Genomic DNA, 25,599 nt, shown 5'->3' with positions numbered 1-25,599 from the left:
GTGTCCGCCTGGGCGACCTGGGCCTCTTCTCCGTGGGCATCTCCTCGAAGGGAGCCGAGACGGCCGAGGCGTGGACCACCAGCCTCATTACCGGCGTCCACCTGAACGTACGCAACACCAAGACCTGGAGCAACGCCGAGCTGCGCAAGTCCGCCCGCCTGACCGAGCTGACCGTCTACACCGCCGGCGGCGCCCTCGAAGAAGACACTACCCCTGAACCCGAGCCCGGCGGCGAGGACGACGGCGAAGGAGGCAGCCCGCTGTAATAATTGATAATGGAGACTATTCCTTAGTGTAAAATTAAAGGAGGTTTTGAGCGAAGCTAATTGAAAATTAAGAATGCGGCCGAAATTAATTATCAATTCTCTATTTTCAACTTTCAATTGAATTAAAATTTTCAATTCTCAATTATCAATTATCAATTAACGAAATGGACAAGAAAACAATTTGGAAAACCATTATCCAGACGCTGGTCACCATCCTGACCGCTATTGGAACTACGCTGGGCGTTACCAGCTGCATGGGGCTGTAAACGAAGCGCGCAGCCCACGACAACACAAGCACGAAATAAAAACACCCGCTGCCTCAGAGAAGAATGAGGGGCGGGTGATTTGTTTTGTGTATCTAAAACAGTCGCAAGGTGTCTTTTGCAGATCAAAAGGGAAAAATTTTCTTTTCACTTTTAATTATGCCATTATGTTTATATCTTTGTCATAATAAACAAAATATATATGGCTAAGACAAACAATACAGCAGAGATAGGTTTTGAGAAAGAAATATGGAAGGCGGCAGACTTGCTGCGTGGAAATCTCGACGCTTCGGAGTACAAATCCGTGGTGCTGGGGCTGATTTTCCTGAAGTACATATCGGACCGCTTCGAGGTGAAATACAACGAACTGGTGGACGAAGGCGACGGCTTCGAGGAAGACAAGGACGAATATACGGCCGAAAACATCTTCTTCGTGCCGCAGGAAGCCCGTTGGCAAGTCGTGGCCGAAGCGGCCCACACACCCGAAGTGGGCACTACGATAGACAACGCCATGCGCCTGATCGAGAAAGAAAACCCGCGCCTGAAGGGCATCCTGCCCAAGAATTTTGCCCGTCCCGAGCTGGACAAGCGGAGGCTGGGCGACGTGGTGGACCTCTTCACCAACATTCAGATGAAGGAGCATGGCGACACGAAAGACATCTTGGGCCGCACCTACGAATACTGCCTCTCCAAGTTTGCCGAAGCCGAAGGCAAGCTGGCCGGCGAATTCTACACGCCTGCCTGCATTGTGCGCACGCTGGTCGAGGTGCTTCAGCCCTTCAGCGGCCGTGTGTACGACCCCTGCTGCGGGTCGGGCGGCATGTTTGTGCAGTCGGCCCGATTCATCGGCGAACATCAGGGCAACCTCAACGATATCTCCGTCTTCGGGCAGGACAGCAACCCTACGACGTGGAAAATGGCGCAGATGAACCTGGCCATCCGCGGCATCGAGGCCGACTTGGGCAAGTTTGCCGCCGACACGTTCTTCGACGACCAGCACCCCACGCTGAAAGCCGACTTCATCCTGGCCAATCCGCCTTTCAATTTGAGCGACTGGGGCGCCGACAAGCTGCAGGACGACCCGCGCTGGCGCTACGGCATTCCGCCCTCGGGCAATGCCAACTTTGCCTGGTTGCAGCACATGATTTATCACCTCTCGCCCCGCGGCCGCATCGGCATGGTGCTGGCCAACGGTTCGCTCTCTTCGCAGTCGGGCGGCGAAGGCAGCATCCGCGAAAACATCATCAAGGCCGACCTCGTGGAAGGTATCGTGGCCCTGCCCTCACAGCTGTTCTATACGACAGGCATCCCCGTTTCGCTGTGGTTCCTGAGCCGCAACAAGAAGCAGCCAGGTAAGATTCTCTTCATCGACGCCCGCCAGATGGGTACGATGGTCACCCGCAAGCTGCGCGAGCTGGACGAGGAAGAAGACATTCAGCGCATAGCCCGCACCTTCGGGGACTTCGAGGCAGGCACGCTGGAGCCTGAAAAGGGATATTGCGCCGTGGCTACGCTCGATGATGTGGCCAAGCAGGACTATATCCTCACGCCCGGCCGCTACGTGGGCATTGCAGAGGCCGAAGACGACGGCGAGCCTTTCGAGGAGAAAATGACACGGCTCACTTCGGAGCTGTCCGGGATGTTCGAGAAGTCGCATCAGCTGGAGGAGGAGATTCGGAAGCAGTTGGGGAATATTGGGTTTAGGATTTAAATTCTCATTTATGGAAGAATACAACAGAATAAAAATACAGCATATCTGTTCAAATATATGTAGTGGAGGAACTCCCAAAAGTACCGTTACAGAATACTATGGTGGAAATATTCCTTGGCTTAATACCAAAGAAATTAACTTCAACCAAATCTATAAAACAGAAAAAACAATAACAAATGAAGGACTTAACAATTCATCAGCAAAATGGATTCCGGCTAAGTCTGTGATTGTCGCAATGTATGGTGCAACAGCAGGGAAAGCAGCTATTAATCGGATTCCTTTAACAACAAATCAAGCTTGTTGTAATTTGATGATAAATCCTACTAAAGCAGATTATAGATTTGTTTATTATGCTTTATGCAATGACTATACTTACCTTGCATCGCTTGCGAATGGTGGAGCGCAACAGAATCTAAATGCCCAGCAGATAAAAGATTTTGCAATACCTCTCCCTTCACTTGAAGGACAAAAACGTATTGCAAACATTCTTTCATCTCTTGACGACAAAATCGAACTAAACCGTCGCATCAATGAAAATTTGGAGCAGCAGGCACAAGCCTTATTCAAGTCTTGGTTTGTAGATTTTGAACCATTCAAGGACGGCAAGTTTGTGGATTCGGAGCTGGGGATGATTCCTGAAGAACTTACAATAAGTCGTATTGGAGATATTCCTCACACTATAGAGAGTGGAAGACGCCCTAAAGGAGGAGCAGTATTAAAAGGTATTCCAAGTATTGGAGCAGAAAATATAAAAGGATTGGGATATTATGATTATTCTAAAACAAAATATATCCCAGAAGATTTTGCATTGACAACAAATCGTGGAAAAGTCTATGGATACGAACTTTTAATATACAAAGATGGAGGTAAGCCTGGATATTTTATTCCAAACTATACAATTTTTGGTGAGGGATTTCCCTTCGATGAAATGTATATTAATGAGCATGTATTTCGATTAGATTTTATGAGTAAAGAGTATAATGTTTTTGCATACTTTTATATGCAGACTCCTTATATTATGAATCAACTAAATTCTATTGGAGGAAAAGCAGCAATACCCGGCATAAATACGAAAGATGTAGAATCCTTGCCTATTTTTAATGGGGATAATAAGAAAATACAAGAGTTTGGAAATCTTGTGTTACCAATGATAACAACTATATTAAGGAATTGTCGTGAAAATGCACGTTTGGCGCAACTTCGCGATACACTTCTTCCTCGACTTATGTCTGGTAAATTAAAGTTCAGTGAAACAACGATATAGAATAATTATGAATAAATTAATCTATATTTTTGATAATGATAATACTTAAGGAACGCCCCAAACAGGTGTTTCGGAGAACTTTTTTTATACCAAATATTTTTTAGGAAAAGAAATAAAATAATTATATTTACATACCCATTTGATATAATGATATCACTAAAAATAAAAGCAAATATATGGCAACTGCAACTCAATTGAAAACACTTATAAAAAGCCATTTTGAGGATAATAATGAGAAGTTTAATACTGTAGCATTACAAATAGCTGCTCATGAGGCTAAATTAGGTCATACTAATTTGGCAAATGATATACGCAAAATCATAGATATTTCAAAAATTAATAAGCCGAAACTTAAGAATATTGATTCCAATCTGCAGGGATTGTTCTTGGAAATCTTTCCTCAGGAGCGTTTGTCAGATTTGGTTGTTGCACCACACATAAAAAGTAGAATAGAGAGGATTATTAATGAATTTACATATAGAGACAAGCTTTTTAAACATAATCTTGAAAACAGACGTAAAATATTGCTTTCGGGACATCCGGGAACTGGAAAAACCATGACAGCATCAATTATTGCCAATGAGTTAAAATTACCTATGTATATTGTTCTTATGGATAAAATTGTTACTAAATACATGGGAGAAACAAGTGCAAAATTGAGACAAATATTTGATTTTATAGAAAATGTTCCTGCAGTATATTTGTTTGACGAATTTGATGCTATCGGAGGTCAGCGTGGAAAAGATAATGACGTTGGGGAAATGCGTCGTGTGTTAAATTCATTCCTTCAATTTATAGAGCGTGATCATTCGGACAGTTTGATTATTGCAGCTACAAATAATCTAGAACTTCTTGATCAAGCTTTGTTTAGACGTTTTGACGATGTAATACATTATCAATTACCTTCAGATGATGAAAAAATCCAGTTATTGAAAAATCTTTTAAATAACAATTTAAATAAAAACGAAATAAAAGCACTTTTACCGGAATTAGATTCTTTAAGCCATGCAGAAATTAATCAAGCATGTATGGACGTAATAAAGACCTCGGTTATTTATGATACTCCAATAAAATTTGATTTAGTTGTTAAGACTATTAATGAAAGAAAGTCCGCATACAATAATAGTATTTACTTATGAAACAATACGAACACATTATATTACCAGAACAGGTTAGAACTGCGATTGGATATTCGCCAAGAAAAGCTGGTGGAGGTGAACCTAGAATTCCAATAAGAAATAGAGTTGAACATGCAGCACGTCTAGAACGTCTTTTTGAGAATGCACGAACTCAAAATGAAAAAATACAAGAAGACATGTTGGCTATATCTCTTCCTGCACGAACAGGTACATATTTGGAATTTGCAGGAGCTCCCGAAAATGAATTGTTGACAAAAAGCTTAGAGGATCAAAAATCAGGTATTAGGTTACTTAATATAAGGACGACATTGACAGCAGAAAATGAAGAACAAACTTTTGCTACTGTCTATGTACCACATGGTGAGGAAAGAAAATTTATTAGTAAATTAAATCAGTACGCTAACGAGGATACCCAGTTTGGAAAGCCTAAAAATGATAAGCTTTTCCGTAGTATTGAATCTGTTAACATAGCATTACTCAGATCTTTATGGACTGATAATATTAATGAGTTCCCAACAAAAAGAGCTGATTGGTATGAAATTTGGATTCGTACAAATGACTTAGATACAATAGAAGAACAACATAAGTCTTTTATTGATACCCTAAATGCATTGCATATACAATATAAAGAAAATTCTATTCTGACATTCCCTGAAAGGTCTGTATTCTTGGTTTATGCAGATATTGAAGCTCTATCTCTATTATTACAAAGTTCAGATCAAATGGCAGAAGTAAGAGGAGTACAGATACTGGCCGGATTTTTATTTAATGAATACAGAAGTGAACAACAGGAATGGGTTGAGGATTTGCATAATAGAGTAAAATTCAACCACAATGCGGACTCTGTTGTTTGTGTTTTGGATACAGGAGTAAACAACGGTCACCCTCTTCTTTCTGACATAATCAATGATGCTCATTGTGGCAGCGTTGTTGGCGAAGGTTCTGCCGATAGAGTTGGGCATGGAACTTGTATGTGTGGTACTACAATATATGGTGATTTAAGAAATTGTATTGCTAACAACAATCCTATCATCGTTGATAATCATGTAGCTTCGATTAAATTATTCCCATATAAATCACCAAATAGGAAAGATGCATGGGGATATTTGACAAGACAAGCTGTTGCAGTTTCTGACGTAATGTTTCCAAGAAAAAGTATTTGTTATTGTATGGCAATCACAGCAGAGGATTGTGAAAAAGGGAAACCGTCTTCATGGTCTGGCTCTATAGATTCTATAACATACAATGAAGGAAATGATGGAAAATTATTTATAATATCTGCAGGAAATATACGCCATATAAATGACCAAGATAAAGAAATTATAGAACAATATCCTTATGGCAATGGATTGCGTCCTATACAGGATCCTGCTCAATCGTGGAATTGCATAACAGTCGGAGCATATACGACGCTTATGGCAAATAATAGCTATGAATTTAAAGAAAGGGTTGCCCCAAGTGGAGGTGTAAGTCCATTCTCTCGAACGTCTTTATTATGGGAAAAATCTTCCCTTATAAAACCTGAAGTAATGTTCGAAGGTGGTAATTTGATAAAAACTAACGATGAACGATTCCCTTATTCAGATATTGAGGATTTGCAATTACTTACTACAAGCAGCAGTTATTTAATGAGAGGTTATTTTGATACCATAAATGCCACAAGTGCTGCAACTGCTCTATCCTCTAAATTTGCTGGAAAACTACAAAGTAAATATCCTGAATTATGGGCTGAAAGTCTAAGAGGGCTAATGGTGCATACAGCCAAATGGACTCAATGTATGGAAGAACAATTTCCTGTAAGTAATAGAAAAGATATGGAGCGAAGGTTGAGATTTTGTGGATATGGAGTTCCATCAGAAAAAAGAGCTTTATATAGTTACGGTAACGGGTTAACATACATTGCTCAACAAGCAATACAACCTTTCATCAAAGAAAGAAACGGAAGTGTAAAAATTAACGAAATGCATTTTTTTGAATTCCCATGGCCAAAAGAAATCCTTGAGCAACTTGGAGAAATTGAGGTCTCTATGAGAATAACACTCTCGTATTTCATTGAACCTGCCCCAGGTGAGATAGGTTGGAAAGACAAATATAAATATGCTTCTTGTGGTTTGAGGTTTGATGTTAACAATGAAAATGAAGATAGTAGAGCTTTTCAATTAAGAATCAATAAAGCTATAGAAGCTGAAGAAAATGAAGACAGGGGTAAAAATGATTCTTCTCGATGGACTATAGGAGTTGATAATCGAAATAAGGGATCAATACATTCTGATGAATTAAGATTAACTGCAGCTCAATTATCTACATGTAACCTGATAGCAGTATATCCAATTGGTGGATGGTGGAAAACACGAATAAATCTTAAGAGATATAATAAGAAAATTCGGTATTCACTTATTGTCTCATTAGATACACCTATAGAAAATATTGATATGTATGTAGACGTACAAACCAAAATTGCAGCAATTGTTCAAACTCCTATTGAAGTTAAAGTACCGATAGACTAATAATCTTAACAGATAAAATGATACTGAAGTAATCCCTGGGAAGATGCTAATATTGGAAAACAGGAATTGTTACTTTTGTAACAAAATTCTACTAACAACAGCAGACTATGGACAAAATAGAAATAAAAGGATATAAATCGTTCAAGGAACTCAAGCTCGACCTGCTCCCCATCAATATACTGATAGGGGCCAACGGGTCGGGAAAAAGCAACTTCTTGTCTTTCTTTGAATTCCTCAACCGCCTGTACGAACAGAAGCTGACGGAATATGTGGCGCTGAACGGAGGTATGGACAAATACTTCTTCCAAGGCAGCAAGACGACGGATGCCATCGAAGCCACTATCTGTTTCAAGAACAACTCCTACTCGTTTGAGCTGAAAGAAGGAGACAACAGGTTTGTGTTCTCAAAAGAGAAACTGGGTTACCAGGGCTCGTACTACGACATTGCCGCCTTCGATAACGAAGCCTATATCAAGTCGTACAGCGGATTGGCGAGGGGCGAATACATCCGTAGATATCTGCATGAAATAAAGAAATATCATTTCCACGATACGGGCAAAAGTTCTCCGTTCACCAAGGAAAGTCACATCGTGAACGACGCCTACTATCTGTATGAGAAGGGAGAAAATCTGGCCGCTTTTCTGTATGCTGTCCGAGAGAATTCGCCCATCACCTACAAGCGGATTGTGCGCGTTGTCCAGAGCATCGCGCCCTACTTCAGCGATTTCTATTTCAACGTGAGTGCTGCCGACACGGTCCGCCTGCAATGGACAGACAAGTTCAGTTCTACCGTATACGGCCCGACAGACCTCTCCGACGGAACCGTGCGCTTCATCGCACTGACCACGCTGTTTCTGCAACCCGTGCCCCCAAAAGTCATCATCATCGACGAGCCCGAACTGGGGCTTCACCCCCTGGCCATACAGAAGCTGGCCGGCCTGATAAAGTCGGTGGCGTCCAGAGGCACCCAAGTGATCATTGCTACCCAAAGCGCTGACCTGATAACGAACTTCAACGCCGAAGACGTGATTACCGTCAACCAGACAGAAGGCGCCTCGGTAATGAAAAGACTGGAGGCCCAACAGCTGGAAGCGTGGCTGGAAGACTACACGCTGGGCGACTTGTGGAAACAGAACATTCTGAAAGGAGGGCAGCCGACATGAAAAGACTGGTTATCGTTTGTGAAGGAGAAACAGAACAGGCTTTCTGCAACGACGTTCTGCGCAGCCATTTCCTGTCCAAGGACATACAGCTCGAAGCGCCTACCATCAAGCACTCGAACGGAGGCATTGTGGCATGGGATACCCTGAAGAAACAGATTGTCAAGCACCTGAATGAAGGAGACTGCATCGTCTCCATGCTCGTGGACTATTACCGCATCCGAGATTCATACCATTTCCCAGGGTGGATGGAAGCTAAAGGAAAATCCAATCTGTACGAACGGATGCGCTACCTGTTCGAACAGATGTCGCTGGATATGGATGAAAAGCTGCGGCCGAGGTTTGTCCCTTATATTCAGCTGCACGAGTTCGAAGGACTGCTGTTCAGCGACATTTCTGTATTTCCCCACAACTTTACGAAGGAACAGCTCGACTATAAGCAGCTGGAAAGTGCGGTAAGCGAGTTCAGTACTCCCGAAGAAATAAACAACAGCCCTGCTACCGCGCCTTCGGAACGGTTGAAGAAAGCCGTCAGCGGATATGACAAGGTGACCGACGGCGCTTTTCTGGCCATGGAAATAGGGCTGGAAACAATCAGGGAAAAATGTATCCTGTTCAATGAATGGATGGGACGGTTGGAAAATAGTTAACTTATAAGACTGAAAGCCATGTCGTTCACAGAAGACAATTATGAAAAAGCGGTGATAGCCCTCTTCGAACAGATGGGCTACCGACATCTGTATGGCCCCGACGTAGAGCGCGACTATTACGTGCCGTTCTATGAAGAGCAGCTCCTGCTGAGCCTTGCCAACCTGAACAGAGGCAAACCACAAGCGGCCTTGCAGGAGGCTGTGGGCAAGCTGAAGGACATCGATACAGGAAGCCTGGCGCAGAAGAACGAACACTTTATGGACTACCTGCAACATGGCATCGAGGTGTCGTACTTCGACGGCAGGGAGCAACGCAACGACTTGGTGTATCTGATAGACTACGCACACACGGAGCGCAATGATTTTCAGATTGTCAACCAGTGGACGTTCGTCGAGCATTCGGAAAAGCGGGCGGACCTGGTTGTGTTTGTCAACGGCCTGCCGCTGGTGGTGATGGAGCTGAAGTCGCCCTCGCGCGAAGAGACCGACGCTTCGGAAGCCTATCGGCAGCTGCGCAACTACATGCAGGAGATTCCGTCGCTGTTTGTGTACAACGTTTTCTGCGTGATGAGCGACATGGCTTGCTCGAAGGCCGGAACCATTACCAGCAAGGAAGACCGCTACATGGAATGGAAAACCAGGGACGGCGATTATGAAAGTACGGACTTTGCCGACTATGATACGTTCTTTGAAGGCATCTTCCAACGGGGGCGGTTGCTGGACATCGTCCGCAACTTTGTCTGCTTCTCGAAGGACGAAGCAGGGGCAGCCAAGATACTGGCGGCCTACCATCAGTATTTTGCTGTGAAGAAGGCCATCGAGCGGACGAAAACAGCAGTACAGAATGACGGCAAGATTGGCGTCTTCTGGCACACGCAGGGCAGCGGAAAATCGCTTTCGATGGTGTTTTATGCCCATCTGTTGCAAGACGAGCTTTCGCAACCTACCATCGTGGTGATTACCGACCGCAACGACCTCGACGACCAGCTGTACACACAATTTGCCAAGTGTAAGGATTTCTTGCGGCAGGTGCCTGTTCAGGCAAAGAGCCGCGACGACCTGAAAGCACTGCTGGCAGGACGCGAGGCCAACGGCATCATCTTCACCACCATGCAGAAGTTCGAGGAGTCGGCCGAGCCATTGTCGCTCCGAAAGAATATCGTGGTGATGACCGACGAAGCCCATCGGGGGCAATATGGTTTCGAAGAGAAGATACGCATGACCCGAAACGAGCAGGGTGAAGAAGTGGCCAAACGCGTGGTGGGAACGGCACGAATCATCCATGACTGCCTGCCCAACGCCTCGTACATTGGCTTTACAGGAACGCCCATCTCTACGAAAGACAGGGATACGGTCGAAGTGTTTGGCAACTACATCGACGTGTACGACATGACCCAGGCAGTGGCCGACGGGGCTACTTGCCCTGTCTATTACGAATCGCGTGTGGTCAATCTGAATCTGGACGAGGCTACGCTGAAGGCCATCGACGACGAATACGACCTGCTGGCTGAAGAAGGGGCTACCGAAGAGCAGATCGAAAAAAGCAAAAAGGAAATGTCGCACCTGGAAGAAATTTTGGGTGCGCCTGCCACCATCGATTCCTTGTGCTGCGACATCGTGAAACATTACGAAGAGAACCGGCAGTATGAACTGACGGGCAAGGCCATGATTGTGGCCTATTCGCGCACGATAGCCATGAGCATCTATGACAAGCTGCTGGAACTGCGTCCCGAGTGGAGGGAAAAGGTGAAAGTGGTGATGACGGCCAGCAACAAAGATCCTGAAGAATGGCACGCCGTCATAGGTAACAAGCAATACAAAAAAGAGCTGGCCAAACGCTTCAAGGACAACAACGACCCGATGAAGATTGCCATTGTGGTGGACATGTGGCTGACGGGGTTCGATGTGCCGTCGCTGGCCACGATGTATGTGTACAAACCGATGAGCGGACACAACCTGATGCAGGCCATCGCACGCGTGAACCGAGTGTTCAATGGTAAGGCGGGTGGATTGGTCGTGGACTATATCGGCATTGCCAAGGCACTGAAGGAAGCCATGCACGACTATACCCGACGCGACCGCAAGAACTTTGGCAATCCTGACATCAAAGAAACAGCCCTGCTCAAATTCAGGGAAAAGCTGGAGGTATGTCAGAATCTGTTCCACAACTACGATTACAGCCGTTTCAGCACGGCATCGGACGCCGAATGTGCCCAAATCATCAAAGGGGGTGTAAACTTCATCCTGTCAGCCGACAAGCAGGAGCAACGGCAGGTATTCCTGAAGGAGGCCATGCTGCTGCATAACTCCATCACGTTGTGCCGCAGCCTGCTGAACGAACAGCAGCGTCATGAGGCTGCTTTCTTTGAAGCTGTTCGCACGCTACTCTCGCGGATGACAGGAAAAGGACGGGTTACCAAACACGAAATCAATGCAAGAATAGGCGAATTGCTCAAACAAAGCGTCAAGAGTAATGGCGTCATCAATCTCTTCTCGGACGTGAAAGCGGAATTTTCGTTGTTCGATGCTGCTTTTTTGGACGAAATTTCCAAGATGAAGGAAAAGAATATTGCGGTTGAATTATTGAAAAGATTGTTGGCCGAACGCGTCTCGTTGTATCAAAAAACGAATATTGTACAGGCGGAAAAATTCTCAGACCTGCTGAACCGTTCTCTGTCCAATTATTTGAAAGGATTGCTTACCAACGAAGAGGTAATACAGGAACTTTTGGATCTGGCAAAAGAAATCTCGTCCTCCGAATCGGCAGGGAATGATTTGGGACTTACGAGGGAGGAGAAGTCTTTCTATGATGCCCTGACTAAGCCGCAGGCTGTTCAAGACATCTACACCAACGAGCAACTGGTGGCCATGACAAAAGAACTGACAGAAATTCTTCGTAAGAACCGTACGATAGACTGGCAGAAGAAAGAGTCTGCCCGTGCAGGTATGCGCAAGATGGTGAAACGTCTGCTGAAGAAATATCACTACCCGCCAGAAGAAGCGGCAAATGCACTCGAAACCGTAATCCGCCAATGCGAGCAATGGACGGATAATGAAGGCATGGCCAGTGAGCCGAAAACATATAGCATGCAAACGGTTTCCTATTTGACAGCAGCAGATTCGAAAATGGGATATGGAGAAAATATGTAAGGAATAGTGACTATTTTCCTCCGCAATTACAAATTACAATTACAGTTAGCTAAAATGAATTTAAAGATTCTTCGCTCCGCTCAGCACGACAGAGGGGAAAGCAGACGGAGAATGACAAACGGATAGGCACGAACGAAGCTCCTCCCACTCCTGCCCTCTCATCCCTTCAGAACTTCAGGTAGAACTCGCCCGTCAGGCGGCGGTAGTCGTCGGAGTAGTCGCCACCCGCCTGGTGGATGTAGAGCGTGTCTTCGGCCACAGGGCCCAGCCGTCGGCCGTAGGTGACCAGCACGCGGCGGGCGGGCTTGCCTGCCTTGGTATAGACGCGCGTGCGACGCTGGGGATAGAGGCCCTGCATCCAGGCGGCGTCTTCGGCCGCACGCTCCACCTCGCTGGGGATGACGATGCTCACCACTCCGTCCTCGCTCAGCAGACGGGCCGAACGGCGGAAGAGCAGGTCGTAGTTCAGGCCACCGGCATGGCGGGCGGTGTTGCGCTGACGGTCGGGGCACGGCAGGGCATCGACGAAGTAAGGAGGATTGGAAACGATCAGATCGAACCGGCCATCGGGCTGGAAATCGTTGAAATCGGCACAAACCACCTCTATCCGATCGGGCCAGGGCGAACCGGCCACGTTCTCGGCCGCCTGCGCAGCGGCAGGGGCGTCTATCTCGACCGCCGTCACGCGCAGATGGGGGTTGCGCTGGGCCAGCTGGAGGGCGACAAGGCCCGTGCCTGTGCCTACGTCGAGCGCCGTATGTGCCTGGTCTACAGGCGCCCACGCGCCCAACAATACGCCGTCGGTGCCCACCTTCATGGCGCAGCGGTCGTGGTGTACAATAAATTGTTTAAACAAAAAAGACGAGTCGGACATATCGGTTGCGGTTATTGTGCGGCCAAAATTAGTGAAAGACGAAGGAATAATGCATGCGAAAGCGGCTGTTTTTTGTCTTTTTAAAGAATTAGGGGCCGATTAATAGAAAGAAATAGCGTAAATTTGCAACTGCTTTGTGAACTCCCACAAGAGAGTACTAACTTAACATGACAGAAATGAAGAAAAGATTTTATATGGGTGACGACGAATCGCAGGGCGGAAAGGGCTTTTCCGTCATTGCCGACTTTGAAGGAAACGAAGAGCAGATTATGGATGTCGATATCGACAACGTATTGCCCGTGCTGCCGCTACGCAACATGGTGCTGTTTCCAGGGGTGCTCATGCCCGTGTCGGTGGGCCGCAAGTCGTCGCTCCGACTGATACGTGACGCTGAAAAGAAGGGACTGTACATCGGCGTGGTGTGCCAGAAGGTGGCCGACACGGAAAACCCGCTGATGGACGACCTGCACGACATAGGTACGGTGGCCAAGGTGATCCGCGTACTGGAGATGCCCGACCAGAGCACCACCGTCATCCTGCAGGGAACGAAGCGGATGCAGCTGAAGGAAATCGTAGAGACCACGCCCTATCTGCAGGGACACGTGACCACCATCAATGAGGAGCTGCCCGAAAAGAACGACAAGGAATTCCAGGCACTGGTCGAAGCTTGCAAGGATCTCATCGTGCGCTACATGCGTACGTCGGAGATGTTCTCGCAAGACCCCTCGTTCGCCATCAAGAACATCAGCAACCCCATCTTCCTCATCAACTTCATCTGCACCAACCTGCAGCTCAAGAAGGACGAGAAGATCGAACTGCTGCGGATGAACTCCCTGCGCGAACGGGCCTACCACTTGCTGGAGATACTGAACCGCGAAGTGCAGCTGGCCGAAATCAAGGCATCTATCCAGATGCGTGCCCGCGAGGACATCGACCAGCAGCAGCGCGAATACTTCCTGCAACAGCAGATCAAGACCATTCAGGACGAGCTGGGCGGAAGCACGCAGGAACAGGAGATAGCCGAAATGCGCAAGAAGGCGGAGACGGTGAAATGGAGCGACGAGGTGAAGGCTGTCTTCCTGAAGGAGGTGGACAAGCTGGAGCGCACGCACCCGCAGTCGCCCGACTACAGCGTGCAGCTGAACTACCTGCAGACGATGCTGAGCCTGCCGTGGGGCATCTATACGACGGACAACCTCAACCTGAAGAACGCCGAAAAGACGCTGAACAAAGACCACTACGGGCTGGAGAAGGTGAAGGAACGCATCTTGGAGCATCTGGCCGTGCTGAAGCTGAAGGGGGACATGAAGTCGCCCATCATCTGCCTCTATGGCCCTCCGGGCGTGGGAAAGACGTCGCTGGGACGCTCGATAGCCGCCGCGCTGAAGCGCAAGTATGTGCGCATGTCGCTGGGCGGCGTGCACGACGAGGCGGAGATACGCGGACACCGTCGCACGTACATCGGCGCTATGCCGGGACGCATCATCAAGAACCTCATCAAGGCGGGATCGTCGAACCCTGTCTTCATCCTCGACGAGATAGACAAGGTGAGCGCCGACCGTCAGGGCGACCCGTCGTCGGCCTTACTCGAAGTGCTCGACCCTGAGCAGAACTCGACCTTCCACGACAACTTCCTCGACGTGGACTACGACCTGTCGAAGGTGATGTTCATCGCCACGGCCAACAACCTGAACACCATCCCCGGCCCCCTGCTGGACCGCATGGAGCTGATCGAGGTGAGCGGATACATCACGGAGGAGAAGATCGAGATTGCCCGACGCCACCTGGTGCCCAAGGAGCTGGAAAACAACGGCCTGAAGAAGACCGACGTGAAACTGCCCAAACAGACGCTGGAAGCCATCATCGAATCATATACACGCGAGAGCGGCGTGCGCGAACTGGAGAAGAAGATAGGCAAGATACTGCGCAAGGTGGCCCGACAGTATGCCACCGAGGGGACGCTGCCAAAGGCGGAGATCAAGCCCGAAGACCTGTACGACTACCTGGGCGTGGCCGAATACACGCGCGACAAGTATCAGGGCAACGACTATGCGGGCGTGGTGACGGGCCTGGCATGGACGGCCGTGGGCGGCGAGATACTCTTCGTGGAGACGAGCCTGAGCCGAGGCAAGGGCGGACGCCTGACGCTGACGGGTAACCTGGGCGACGTGATGAAAGAGTCGGCCATGCTGGCGCTGGAGTACATCAAGGCGCATGCGTCGCTGCTGGGGCTGGACGAGGAAATCTTCGACAACTGGAACATACACATCCACGTGCCCGAAGGCGCCATACCCAAGGACGGACCGTCGGCGGGCATCACGATGGCCACTTCGCTGGCTTCGGCCCTGACGCAGCGCAAGGTGAAGGCCAACCTGGCCATGACGGGCGAAATAACGCTGCGCGGCAGGGTACTGCCCGTGGGAGGCATCAAGGAGAAGATTCTGGCTGCCAAGCGCGCAGGCATCAAGGAAATCATCCTGAGCGAGGAGAACCGCAAGAACATCGACGAGATTCAGGACATCTACCTCAAGGGACTCACCTTCCACTACGTGAAGGATGTGAAAGAGGTGTTCGCCATCGCGCTGACCGACGAGAAAGTAGCCGATCCCCTCGACCTGACTGTCAAGAAAGATAAGGAACAAAAAGAAGAAGCATGAAATTCGAATTACAATATACCGACAGCAAGACCAATGCCCGTGCAGGCCTGATAACGACCGACCACGGGCGGATCGAAACTCCCATCTTCATGCCTGTAGGCACTGTGGGCACCGTCAAAGGTGTGCACCTGACGGAACTGAAGGAGGACATCAAGGCGCAGATCATTCTGGGCAACACCTATCACCTGTACCTCCGTCCGGGCCTCGACGTGCTGGAGAAGGCGGGCGGCCTGCACAAGTTCAACGGCTTCGACCGCCCGATGCTGACCGACAGCGGCGGCTTTCAGGTGTTCTCCCTCGCCGGCATCCGCAAGCTGCGCGAGGAAGGGGCCGAGTTCCGCTCGCACATCGACGGCAGCAAGCACATCTTCACGCCCGAACGCGTGATGGACATCGAGCGTACCATCGGGGCGGACATCATGATGGCCTTCGACGAGTGTACGCCTGGCGATGCCGACTACAACTATGCCAAGAAGTCGATGGAACTGACCCATCGCTGGCTGGACCGCTGCATCGCGCGCTTCAACGAGACGGAGCCGAAGTATGGCTACCACCAGGCGCTGTTCCCCATCGTGCAGGGCTGTGTGTATCGCGACCTGCGCACGCGCTCGGCCGAGTACATCGCCTCGAAGGGGGCGGAAGGCAACGCCATCGGCGGACTGGCCGTGGGCGAGCCTGTGGAGAAGATGTACGAGATGATCGAGCTGGTGAACGACATCCTGCCCAAGGACAAGCCCCGCTACCTGATGGGTGTGGGTACGCCCGTCAACATACTGGAGGGCATCGAACGCGGCGTGGACATGTTCGACTGCGTGATGCCCACCCGCAACGGCCGTAACGGCATGCTCTTCACGAAGGACGGCATCATCAACATGCGCAACAAAAAGTGGGAGACCGACTTCTCGCCCATCGAGGCCGACGGCGCTTCGTACGTGGACACGCTCTACACGAAGGCCTACCTGCGCCACCTCTTCCACGCGCAGGAGCTGCTGGCCATGCAGATAGCCTCCATCCACAACCTGGCCTTCTACCTGTGGCTGGTGGGCGAGGCACGCAAGCACATCATTGCAGGCGACTTCGCGACTTGGAAACCCATGATGGTCAAACGAGTATCTACTAGATTATGAAAAAACTGAAAGGCATACGGATGCCGAAACTGAATGTCAGCATATCCAGGCTGACAGGCGGATTTCTGCGGCGGCTGGACATGTACATCATCAAGAAATTCTTGGGAACGTACATTTTCGCCATCGCACTGATCATCTCTATTGCGGTCGTTTTCGACTTCAACGAGAAGCAGGACAAGTTCATGTCGCACGAAGCTCCCTGGAACGCCATCATCTTCGACTATTACCTGAACTTCATCCCCTATTTTGCCAACCTGTTCAGCCCGCTGTTCGTGTTCATTGCCGTCATTTTCTTCACCTCCAAGCTGACAGAAAATTCGGAAATCATTGCCATGTTTTCCTCGGGCATGAGCTTCAAGCGCATCTTGCGCCCCTACATGGTTTCGGCCGGCATCATTGCTGTTGCCACCTTCTGGCTGGGAGGATACGTCATCCCCAAGGGCAGCGTGACGCGTATCAACTTCGAGGACAAGTATTACAAGCCACGAAAGGCAAACTCGGCACGAAACATCCAGCTGGAGGTGGACACGGGCGTCATTGCATACATCGACCGCTTCGAGAACTATCGTCAGACGGGCTACCGCTTCTCGTTGGACAAGTTCAAGGACAAGCAGCTGGTTTCCCACCTGACGGCCCGCAGCATCACCTACGACACGACTGCCTATCATCGCTGGACCATCAAGGACTATATGATACGCGAAATGGACGGAATGAAAGAAAAAATCACGCATGGGGACAGGATAGACACGACGCTCTTCATGGAGCCTGCCGACTTCCTCATCATGAAGAACCAGCAGGAGATGCTGACCAATCCGCAGCTGAGCGAATACATCGACCGACAGAAGCAGCGAGGATTTGCCAATATCAAGGAGTTCGAAATCGAGTATCACAAACGCATCGCCATGTCGTTTGCCTCCTTCATCCTGACATTGATTGGAGTCTCCCTGTCGTCCAAGAAGACCAAAGGGGGTATGGGACTTTATCTGGGTATCGGATTGGGACTGAGCTTCTCGTACATCCTGTTCCAGACCATTGCGTCTACATTTGCCGTCAATGGCAATGTGCCGCCCATGATCGCGGTGTGGATCCCCAACATCCTGTATGCCTTCATTGCATTCTATCTGTATAAGAAAGCACCTAAATAAGAAGAGGTATAGAAACATTGAAGCCCCTCCAGTCCTTGTGTCGCCACAAGCGCTGGAGGGGCTTTTTTGTTGTATTCATTTCCTCTTATCAACCACTCTCCTCCTGTCAGACCGATTGGAACAATCAGTTCAGATAGGACGAAAGCTCAGCAGCAGAGATGTTTTTGGCAATAATCACACCATTATCATCCAGTAAATAGTTTGTAAAACCACGACCTAAACGGTATTGTTTAAAGAGGTCGGAGTTTTCACCATCCGTTTCTACAAAACAGACGGGAGTAACTATTTGGTCCTTACGAATGGTTTCTTCGAATACGGAACGATATTCATCGAACGAAACGGAAACCATTTCCACATTTTGATTGGAGGCCGCACGAAGCACATTGCTCAAACTTGCGTTTTGCATACGGGACTGCGCATCATAACTGGCCCAAAAGCTCAATAACACGTATTTGCCTTTCAGATTTGAAAGTTCGTGTTGTTCATCAGACATAGATTGGATTTTAAAATCAGGGGCTATGTCACCCACATTCAAACCTCCCGTAGGTTTGTCTTTTGATACAAAAGAAGTCAAGGAACTAACTAGTAATACAACAAAAATCCATTTTACATATCTCATGCAATACGGTTTTGGTTAATACTATCCGGGACTGTCGTTCGTGACAGTGATTTCTTCCCGGAACATTGTCTCTCAGGCCTCTCCTACCAAAAGAGCTCTGATAGTCAAAGCCTTTAATCTGAAATCGGCTGCAAAGGTACGTATTTCTCAAAGTATAATCCAAACAAACAAGTAATTTTCTTACTTTTTAAGGGTCGTTTTTATGTTATTTAGCATATTTTACCCTACAAACAGGCTTGGGCAAAAGGAAACGGATGCGTCTCGACAAAAAATCAAGTAAGCTTGTTTTTCCTCTTTTCTACATTTATATTATCTTTGCGTCCAAATTGAGATGAAGCATGAAGTTTTCTGAATTACCCCTGAACGACAGCGTTCTTGATGCGCTCGACGCCATGCGCTTCGAAGAATGTACTCCTATACAAGAAAAATCGATTCCAGTAATACTCGAAGGAAGAGACCTGATAGCCGTGGCACAGACGGGAACAGGCAAAACTGCTGCCTATCTGCTGCCCGTACTGAATCGTCTTTCAGAAGAAGAGCATCCCGAAGATGCCATCAACTGCATCGTGATGGCGCCTACACGCGAACTGGCCCAACAGATAGACCAGCAGATGGAAGGCTTTTCTTATTTCATGCCTGTGAGCAGCGTAGCTGTATATGGAGGAAACGATGGCATCTTGTTCGAACAGCAGAAGAAAGGGCTTACGCTGGGAGCCGATGTGGTGATAGCAACCCCAGGCCGCCTGATAGCCCACCTGAACTTGGGTTACGTAGACCTTTCGAAGGTATCTTATTTCATTCTGGACGAAGCCGACCGCATGCTCGACATGGGTTTCTACGACGATATCATGCAGATTGTGAAATACCTCCCCAAGGAACGTCAGACGATCATGTTCTCCGCTACCATGCCTGCCAAGATACAGCAGCTGGCAAAAAACATCCTGAACAACCCCGCAGAGGTAAAACTGGCCGTATCCAAACCTGCTGACAAAATCATACAGGCCGCCTACGTCTGCTATGAGAACCAAAAGCTGGGCATCATACGCAGCCTGTTCGCAGAGGAGGTCCCCGAGCGAGTTATCATCTTCGCTTCCTCGAAAATCAAGGTGAAAGAAGTGACAAAAGCCCTGAAGCAGATGAAACTGAACGTAGGCGAAATGCACTCCGACCTGGAGCAGGCGCAACGCGAAGCCGTCATGCATGAGTTTAAGGCAGGGCGCATCAACATCCTGGTGGCGACCGACATCGTGGCGCGTGGCATCGACATCGATGACATCCGCCTGGTCATCAACTTCGACGTACCCCACGACTGCGAAGACTATGTGCATCGTATCGGACGTACTGCCCGTGCCAACAATGACGGTGTGGCCATCACCTTCGTCAGCGAAAAGGAGCAGACTAACTTCCACACCATCGAGAAATTCCTTGAGAGGGATATCTATAAGATTCCTGTTCCGGCCGAACTGGGTGAAGCGCCCGAATACCAGCCGCGCAACAACGAAAAAGGTGGACGAAAACGAGGAGGAGGCAAATCGCGCAGAGGCGGACGAAAAGGCGCAGGCAACAAAGGAAAAAAAACGAATAAAGAATAATCTTTGCTTTTTATCTTATCCCATAAATAAAGAAATAGCCCAAGGCATCTTGTCTCGGGCTATTTTTATTTTCAGAAGGCTTTGCGTATCCTCATTTGGAAACCTAGATTGTCGCCATAAATCTCTCCTGTATCCAGACCTAGGGAAGCATGAATCAGCCATGTCTTCTGCTTGTCGGGCATGTATTGGAAAGCGACATAAGCTGAGAAGTTTTCCAAGATATCGAGCGTTGGCGTCCCATGTGTACCCCACGTGCGATTAAAGGACATCTTGGCTATATAGTTCCATTTGTCGGAAAATTCGCCGCCCCAACCCACATTCAGGGCTTTTACGCGATTGTACTTGAACGACATGCTCCCATCTTCATTGTAAATGGGCGAACGAAGCAAGGGATTGCCGTTGGCCATTCCCCAATGAGCCCATCCATGGTACAAGCCGTTGTTGTAATAGTTGTCACTACCTCCCGTCTTATGTACAGGCCCGTCCTCAGGTTCGTGAAGTCCATGGAGCGGACCACTTTGGTTGGTGGTCTGCAGAAACTCCAATACAACATTGTTGATCGGACGGAAGTTGTTGAACTTCAACTCTATACCCCAAAGGCCGTCCCATCCGTTCTGCTTGCCCATGGCGGAGAAGTCTTCAAAGTAATTGTCCAGATAGGCGCTGATCGAGAAGTCTTTTCCACGATAGGTTCCACGAATCTGTTCGGTCCCTACAAAATTGCCCTGATAAAATAAGGCATCGTTAGCAGGTTTGTCTTCGTCAGCCGATCCTGGGATAAATATGCGAAAGTAATCCTTCAAAGTGTTTCCCAAATCGACTTCTCCGCTGCTGGTCACCCTCTGACCTCCAAACTCAGTGTCCAAAGTCATGCCAAAATCCAATTGCCATTTACCGTCAGGCACTCCGATACGTACAAATCCTTCTTTATGATGGTATTTGATATTCTTGGTATACCAGGCTCCTCCAGCCACGTTGGCATGGTCTTTCAGCCAATTGCTGTCCGTAAACCAGCCGTATGAGATTTCTCCCTTGATGGCCAGACGCGGCAACAGATAGAGGTATTCAGGGATACCTATCATGATTTGTGGGATAGGTCTGGAATTGCCCGACCAGGTAAGTTCTCCACTACTCAGGCGGCTGTTGATCAACGGCGCTGTCATCTCTTTGCTTCCAGCAAAAATGCCGAACCATTTGTATCTGAAATCAGCGTAAGCCTGCTGGATGCCAGAGCTGAAACCTGCGGCTGCAATCACATCTAATCCGGCCTCTACATCCCACTTGCCCCATCGGTCGTTATAGAAAACACCACCACGGATATAGGTACTATTGTCAAGAGAAGCCAATCCCTGCAGATTGCTCACTTGCCACAAAGGAGTATTGTCACCTGTGCGAACAGTAGCTCCATATTCTACAAAAGAGTTGAGCTTGTTTTGTTTTTGTGCCGTCGCACTTCCAACGCTAGCAAGCAGAAGTGCTAAAAGGCCAACTTTCATATACATAAATAAGCACGCTTTAATGTAAGACGGTGCAAAAGTAGGAAAAATCCAGCAGTCAGATGCCCTTTCGTTGATATTTTGTTGATAAGAAAAACGGAACTTTTGACTCGTTTATCCAATAATTCTGCTATTTTTGCACCATGATTGAATTGTCCCGACACATAGAAACACTGCTACTGGAGAATGATTGCGTCATTGTTCCCGATTTTGGAGGCTTTGTCGCTCATTACAATCCGGCTACTTATATAGAGGAAGAAAACATTTTCCTTCCCCCTACCCGTACCATTGGTTTCAACTCGCAATTGAAAATGAACGACGGGCTTTTGGTACAATCGTATATGGCTGTCTATGGCACCAACTTCCCTGATGCCACCCGTATGGTAAACAAGGAAGTGCAAAACCTGGTAGCCTGCCTGCACGAGAATGGCAAAGTTGAACTGCCTAACATTGGCGAGATAAGCTATACAGTCCATGGCACTTGTAATTTTACGCCTTATGACAATCGAATGACTACTCCCGGCCTGTATGGACTGGACAGCTTCGAAATAAAACCGCTGGCCGCTCTGCATAAGGCAGAGGTACGCAACCATCTGCATGCTCCTTCTATAGAAGCAAGACCGTCGAGACGTATCAGAAGAAGCAGTTACCATTGGAAGTTAAAACGTTCCTACCTGTCCAACACCGTTGCCTTTATCGCTGCCATAGCCTTATTTTTCATGTTCTCTACTCCGATAGAAAACACCGAAACCATTCAAGGCAACTATGCCCGCCTGCTTCCTACAGAAATATTCGAGCAGCTGGAAAAGCAATCGCTGGCTGTCACACCCGTCGTTACACCCCAATCATCAAAGGTGCAACAGAAAGCCAAACAGCAGGCCAAACAAACTGCAGCAGCCAAAGCTCAAACATCCAAAGAGGTGAAGCCGATAGCCGTTCGCGAAGTGAAAGTTAAAACGGTAGAAACTAAAAAAGCTCCTGTAGTTGCCCAACCGACCAAACCAGTTGAAAGCAAACCGGCGGTCGCCGAGGCTTCTCCTGCAGCTAAGGTAGCCAAGAATGTCAAGAAGCCGTATCACATCATTGTAGCCAGTGTAGGTACAGAGAAAGATGCGCGCGCAACAGCCGAGCAGCTGAAAAAAGAAGGATATGAAGGCGCTTCAGCCATCATCGGCAATGGAAAAATGAGAGTTAGCATCGAATCTTTCTCCACTCAGGCAGAAGCTTATCGTAGCTTGCAAGTTATCCGTGAGCAGAAAGCTTATCAGAATGCATGGGTACTGAAGTATTGAAAAACATCATTTCGAAGAACTCATAACAATCACCAAGCATGAAACGTGTACGTTGTCCCAAATGCGAGAATTTTCTAACCTTCGATGAGACCAAATATACCGAAGGCCAGTCTTTGGTTTTCATTTGCGACCATTGCAAAAAGCAGTTCAGCATCCGACTGGGCAAAAGCAAAGTACAGGCGCCGCGAAAAGAAGAAAAACTGGACGAGAAAGAATTTCAAAACGCCTTTGGCAGCATCACTGTAATTGAGAATGTCTTCGGCTTCAAACAGGTACTCCCGCTACAGGAAGGCGACAACGTCATAGGACGCCGATGCATTGGTACAGAAATCAATGTACCTATTGAAACTTCTGACATGAGCATGGACCGTCGCCATTGCATCATCAACGTGAAGCGCAACAAACAGGGGGAAATAGTCTATACTCTGCGTGATGCTCCCAGCCTGACAGGAACATTCCTGAACAACGAGATATTGGGCGATCGCGACCGCGTTCGTATCGAAGACGGAGCCATAGTCACCATTGGCGCCACTACGTTCATATTACGGGCAGGAGAGTAAATCCCTAAGATTCCCATAAAATAAAAAACGCCTGAGGCTTTCTGTTCAATTCCTCAGGCGTTTTCTTTTATAAGTTGTTATAGTTATTATTCAGCTTCCGAAGAAAGTCTTCTTCTTCTGGCGGGCTTTTCCTTAGTAGCATCTACTTTGGGCTCTATGGTTACTCCTGCCAACTCTGGGTCGATCATGATACGTCCGCAGTATTCGCAAACGATTACTTTCTTGCGAGAGCGAATATCCAATTGTCTCTGAGGCGGAATCTTATTGAAGCAACCACCACAAGCATCGCGCTGTACGTAAACGATACCCAAACCATTGCGAGAATTCTTACGAATGCGCTTGAATGACTGAAGCAGACGGGGCTCGATTTTTGTTTCCAAGTCTTTTGCCTTGTCTCTCAGCTTTTCTTCCTCTTGTTTGGTTTCTGAGATAATTTCGTCCAGCTCGTTTTTCTTTACTTCCAGATCCTGTTTTCTTTCCTCCAACTGAGCTGCACTGTCTTCCATCTCTTTCGACTTCGCAGCTTCTTGTTCTGTAAACTCGCGAATACGTTTTTCGCACAACTCGATCTCCAAAGTCTGGAACTCAATTTCCTTGCTCAAGAAGTCATATTCGCGGTTGTTGCGTACATTCTCCTGCTGTTCCTTATACTTTGCTACAGAAGCCTTAGCTGTTTCGATTTCCACCTTCTTGGTTGCGATGGATGTTTTCAGTTCAGTTACTTCCGTCTTAATTCTTTCGATACGAGTGCTCAAACCTGCAATTTCGTCTTCCAAGTCTTGTACTTCCAAGGGGAGTTCTCCTCTCAAAGTCTTGATTTCATCAATCTTGGAAAGAGTTGTTTGCAACTGGAACAAGGTCTTCAACTTCTGCTCAACAGTTAGTTCCTGCTGATCTTTTTTTGCTTCTTTAGCCATTTCTGTTACATGTATTTTATGGGATTGGTGTTCACCTTGGTCTGTTGTACTTCCAGACTGGGGAACAGTTCCCTGATTATTGTATAAAATATCTCTTTTGTATATTGCTCACTTTCATAATGCCCGATCTCGGCCAACAGAATGTCGCCTTCATGTCCGAAATATTCATGATACTTTATTTCACCCGTAATGAACACGTCTGCTCCTTGTCGGATGGCAAGCGGCATCAGGAAAGCACCTGCACCTCCACATAAAGCAACCTTCTGTATTTCCCTACCCATCAGTTTGTTATGACGCAAACATTCTACTTCAAAAGTCTTCTTCACCTTTTTCAGGAAGTCAAGCTCTGTCTCTGGCTCCGACAGTTCGCCTATCACGCCGGCACCTGCCTGCTGCCAAGTATTCTGCAATGGATAGAAGTCGAATGCCGGCTCTTCATATGGATGTACAGCCAACAGCGCCTGAAGCACTTCTGCTTTCCTATAAGCTGGCAGGATTGTCTCAAGACGCACTTCTGATTCGGTATGCAACTCACCTATCGTACCACAGTAAGGATGCGTTCCCTCCTGCGCACGAAATGTTCCTTTTCCCTCTACATTGTAACTGCATGAATCATAATTCCCAATGCAGCCACATCCTGCGGAAAACAGAGCGTTTCTTACTTCTGAAGCTTGCGCTACAGGAACGAAAGTGACCAATTTGAGCAACGCATTCTCTTTAGGTTCCAATACACGCAGATTCTTCAAGCCAAGTTTCTCAGCCATCTTGAAGTTCACTCCCCCCCAGGCATTATCCAGATTGGTATGGGCGGCATAGACAACGATGTCGTTTTTGATAGCTTTCAAAATACAACGTTCCACGTAGTCACGCCCCGTTATCGATTTATAACCTTTGAACAGGAGTGGATGATGGGCTATCACCAGATTGTACCCAAGTGCAATCGCCTCGTCCAGCACTGCTTCAGTAACGTCAAGACACAACAAAGCCCCTGTTGCTTCCGCATCTGTCAATCCTATTTGCAAGCCGGCATTATCAAATCCGTCTTGCAATGGCAGAGGCGCGAACCGTTCAAGGGCGCTTACGATCTCCTTTATTTTCATAATAAAACAGAGAATTTGGATGCAAAGATAGTAAAAAGTAAGGATGTGATAAATAAAATCCGATATTTTCGGCAAAAAAATGACAGGCGTAGGTAGGAAAGCACGTTTTT

The 25,599-nt window shown here is 47.7% G+C and carries 19 protein-coding genes and 1 pseudogene; 15 read left to right on the top strand and 5 right to left on the bottom strand.

Going from position 1 to position 25,599, the window contains the following annotated elements:
- From HF894_RS04485 to HF894_RS04445, 9 genes and pseudogenes are all read left to right on the top strand, one after another.
- Nucleotides 1-266, top strand: a pseudogene (locus HF894_RS04485) (HU family DNA-binding protein); the annotation flags it as partial.
- Between the two features lie 164 nt (nucleotides 267-430).
- Nucleotides 431-532: a smalltalk protein gene (locus tag HF894_RS04480; protein WP_159436189.1), complete on the top strand. Its 102-nt coding sequence runs from the start codon at nucleotides 431-433 to the stop codon at nucleotides 530-532.
- A gap of 199 nt (nucleotides 533-731) precedes the next feature.
- On the top strand, nucleotides 732-2,240 hold the full coding sequence (locus tag HF894_RS04475; RefSeq protein ID WP_204971254.1) for a class I SAM-dependent DNA methyltransferase: 1,509 nt from the start codon (nucleotides 732-734) through the stop codon (nucleotides 2,238-2,240).
- 10 nt (nucleotides 2,241-2,250) lie between these two features.
- Nucleotides 2,251-3,504, top strand: coding sequence for a restriction endonuclease subunit S (locus HF894_RS15115; protein WP_246593120.1), 1,254 nt, complete (start codon nucleotides 2,251-2,253; stop codon nucleotides 3,502-3,504).
- A 176-nt stretch (nucleotides 3,505-3,680) separates the two neighbouring features.
- Nucleotides 3,681-4,643: an AAA family ATPase gene (locus HF894_RS04465; protein ID WP_204971253.1), complete on the top strand. Its 963-nt coding sequence runs from the start codon at nucleotides 3,681-3,683 to the stop codon at nucleotides 4,641-4,643.
- Nucleotides 4,640-7,150: a S8 family peptidase gene (locus tag HF894_RS04460; RefSeq protein WP_204971252.1), complete on the top strand. Its 2,511-nt coding sequence runs from the start codon at nucleotides 4,640-4,642 to the stop codon at nucleotides 7,148-7,150. Before HF894_RS04465 ends, HF894_RS04460 begins: the two co-directional genes overlap by 4 nt.
- A gap of 107 nt (nucleotides 7,151-7,257) precedes the next feature.
- Nucleotides 7,258-8,313: an AAA family ATPase gene (locus HF894_RS04455; protein ID WP_204971251.1), complete on the top strand. Its 1,056-nt coding sequence runs from the start codon at nucleotides 7,258-7,260 to the stop codon at nucleotides 8,311-8,313.
- The gene (locus HF894_RS04450; protein ID WP_204971250.1) at nucleotides 8,310-8,960 is read left to right on the top strand and encodes a DUF4276 family protein; all 651 of its coding nucleotides are present in this window, start codon (nucleotides 8,310-8,312) and stop codon (nucleotides 8,958-8,960) included. Before HF894_RS04455 ends, HF894_RS04450 begins: the two co-directional genes overlap by 4 nt.
- A gap of 18 nt (nucleotides 8,961-8,978) precedes the next feature.
- Nucleotides 8,979-12,110, top strand: a complete 3,132-nt coding sequence (locus HF894_RS04445) for a type I restriction endonuclease subunit R (protein WP_204971249.1) — start codon at nucleotides 8,979-8,981, stop codon at nucleotides 12,108-12,110.
- Nucleotides 12,111-12,276: 166 nt separating this feature from the next.
- Here HF894_RS04445 and HF894_RS04440 read toward each other — a convergent pair whose 3' ends face one another.
- A complete protein-coding gene (locus tag HF894_RS04440; protein WP_204971248.1) occupies nucleotides 12,277-12,984 on the bottom strand; it encodes a tRNA1(Val) (adenine(37)-N6)-methyltransferase in 708 nt (235 codons plus the stop codon).
- 176 nt (nucleotides 12,985-13,160) lie between these two features.
- Here HF894_RS04440 and lon point away from each other — a divergent pair, with 176 nt between their 5' ends.
- The 3 genes from lon to HF894_RS04425 are packed head-to-tail and all read left to right on the top strand — an operon-like array spanning nucleotide 13,161 to nucleotide 17,913.
- Nucleotides 13,161-15,641, top strand: a complete 2,481-nt coding sequence (lon, locus tag HF894_RS04435; RefSeq protein WP_204971247.1) for an endopeptidase La — start codon at nucleotides 13,161-13,163, stop codon at nucleotides 15,639-15,641.
- Nucleotides 15,638-16,768 carry a tRNA guanosine(34) transglycosylase Tgt gene (tgt, locus tag HF894_RS04430; RefSeq protein ID WP_204971246.1) on the top strand — a complete coding sequence of 377 codons (1,131 nt, stop codon included), beginning with the start codon at nucleotides 15,638-15,640 and terminating at the stop codon, nucleotides 16,766-16,768. The genes lon and tgt overlap by 4 nt, the downstream gene beginning before the upstream one ends.
- Nucleotides 16,769-16,788: 20 nt before the next feature.
- Complete coding sequence (locus HF894_RS04425; RefSeq protein WP_021848480.1) at nucleotides 16,789-17,913, top strand: LptF/LptG family permease; 1,125 nt, start codon at nucleotides 16,789-16,791, stop codon at nucleotides 17,911-17,913.
- 124 nt (nucleotides 17,914-18,037) lie between these two features.
- Here the strand turns inward: HF894_RS04425 and HF894_RS04420 are convergent, their stop codons facing one another.
- Nucleotides 18,038-18,532, bottom strand: a complete 495-nt coding sequence (locus HF894_RS04420; RefSeq protein ID WP_021848481.1) for a TlpA disulfide reductase family protein — start codon at nucleotides 18,530-18,532, stop codon at nucleotides 18,038-18,040.
- Nucleotides 18,533-18,870: 338 nt separating this feature from the next.
- Between HF894_RS04420 and HF894_RS04415 the strand changes: the two genes are divergently transcribed.
- The gene (locus HF894_RS04415; RefSeq protein WP_021848482.1) at nucleotides 18,871-20,124 is read left to right on the top strand and encodes a DEAD/DEAH box helicase; all 1,254 of its coding nucleotides are present in this window, start codon (nucleotides 18,871-18,873) and stop codon (nucleotides 20,122-20,124) included.
- Between the two features lie 71 nt (nucleotides 20,125-20,195).
- Here HF894_RS04415 and HF894_RS04410 read toward each other — a convergent pair whose 3' ends face one another.
- On the bottom strand, nucleotides 20,196-21,620 hold the full coding sequence (locus HF894_RS04410) for a capsule assembly Wzi family protein (protein WP_246593129.1): 1,425 nt from the start codon (nucleotides 21,618-21,620) through the stop codon (nucleotides 20,196-20,198).
- Between the two features lie 143 nt (nucleotides 21,621-21,763).
- On the opposite strand from HF894_RS04410, the gene HF894_RS04405 reads away from it, so the two are divergent.
- Together HF894_RS04405 and HF894_RS04400 are read left to right on the top strand one after the other, a co-directional pair.
- A complete protein-coding gene (locus tag HF894_RS04405; RefSeq protein ID WP_204971244.1) occupies nucleotides 21,764-22,912 on the top strand; it encodes an HU domain-containing protein in 1,149 nt (382 codons plus the stop codon).
- Nucleotides 22,913-22,950: 38 nt separating this feature from the next.
- Complete coding sequence (locus HF894_RS04400) at nucleotides 22,951-23,472, top strand: FHA domain-containing protein (RefSeq protein WP_021848485.1); 522 nt, start codon at nucleotides 22,951-22,953, stop codon at nucleotides 23,470-23,472.
- 86 nt (nucleotides 23,473-23,558) lie between these two features.
- Here the strand turns inward: HF894_RS04400 and HF894_RS04395 are convergent, their stop codons facing one another.
- Nucleotides 23,559-24,389, bottom strand: coding sequence for a zinc ribbon domain-containing protein (locus HF894_RS04395; RefSeq protein WP_021848486.1), 831 nt, complete (start codon nucleotides 24,387-24,389; stop codon nucleotides 23,559-23,561).
- A gap of 5 nt (nucleotides 24,390-24,394) precedes the next feature.
- On the bottom strand, nucleotides 24,395-25,489 hold the full coding sequence (locus tag HF894_RS04390) for a Nif3-like dinuclear metal center hexameric protein (RefSeq protein ID WP_204970279.1): 1,095 nt from the start codon (nucleotides 25,487-25,489) through the stop codon (nucleotides 24,395-24,397).
- Nucleotides 25,490-25,599: the final 110 nt, after the last annotated feature.

The sequence above is a fragment of the Caecibacteroides pullorum genome, assembly GCF_019239235.1.
Classification (GTDB): Bacteria; Bacteroidota; Bacteroidia; order Bacteroidales; family Bacteroidaceae; genus Bacteroides; species Bacteroides pullorum.
Note: the sequence above shows the minus strand (reverse complement) of the source record. Positions and strands in the feature narration are given on the sequence as shown.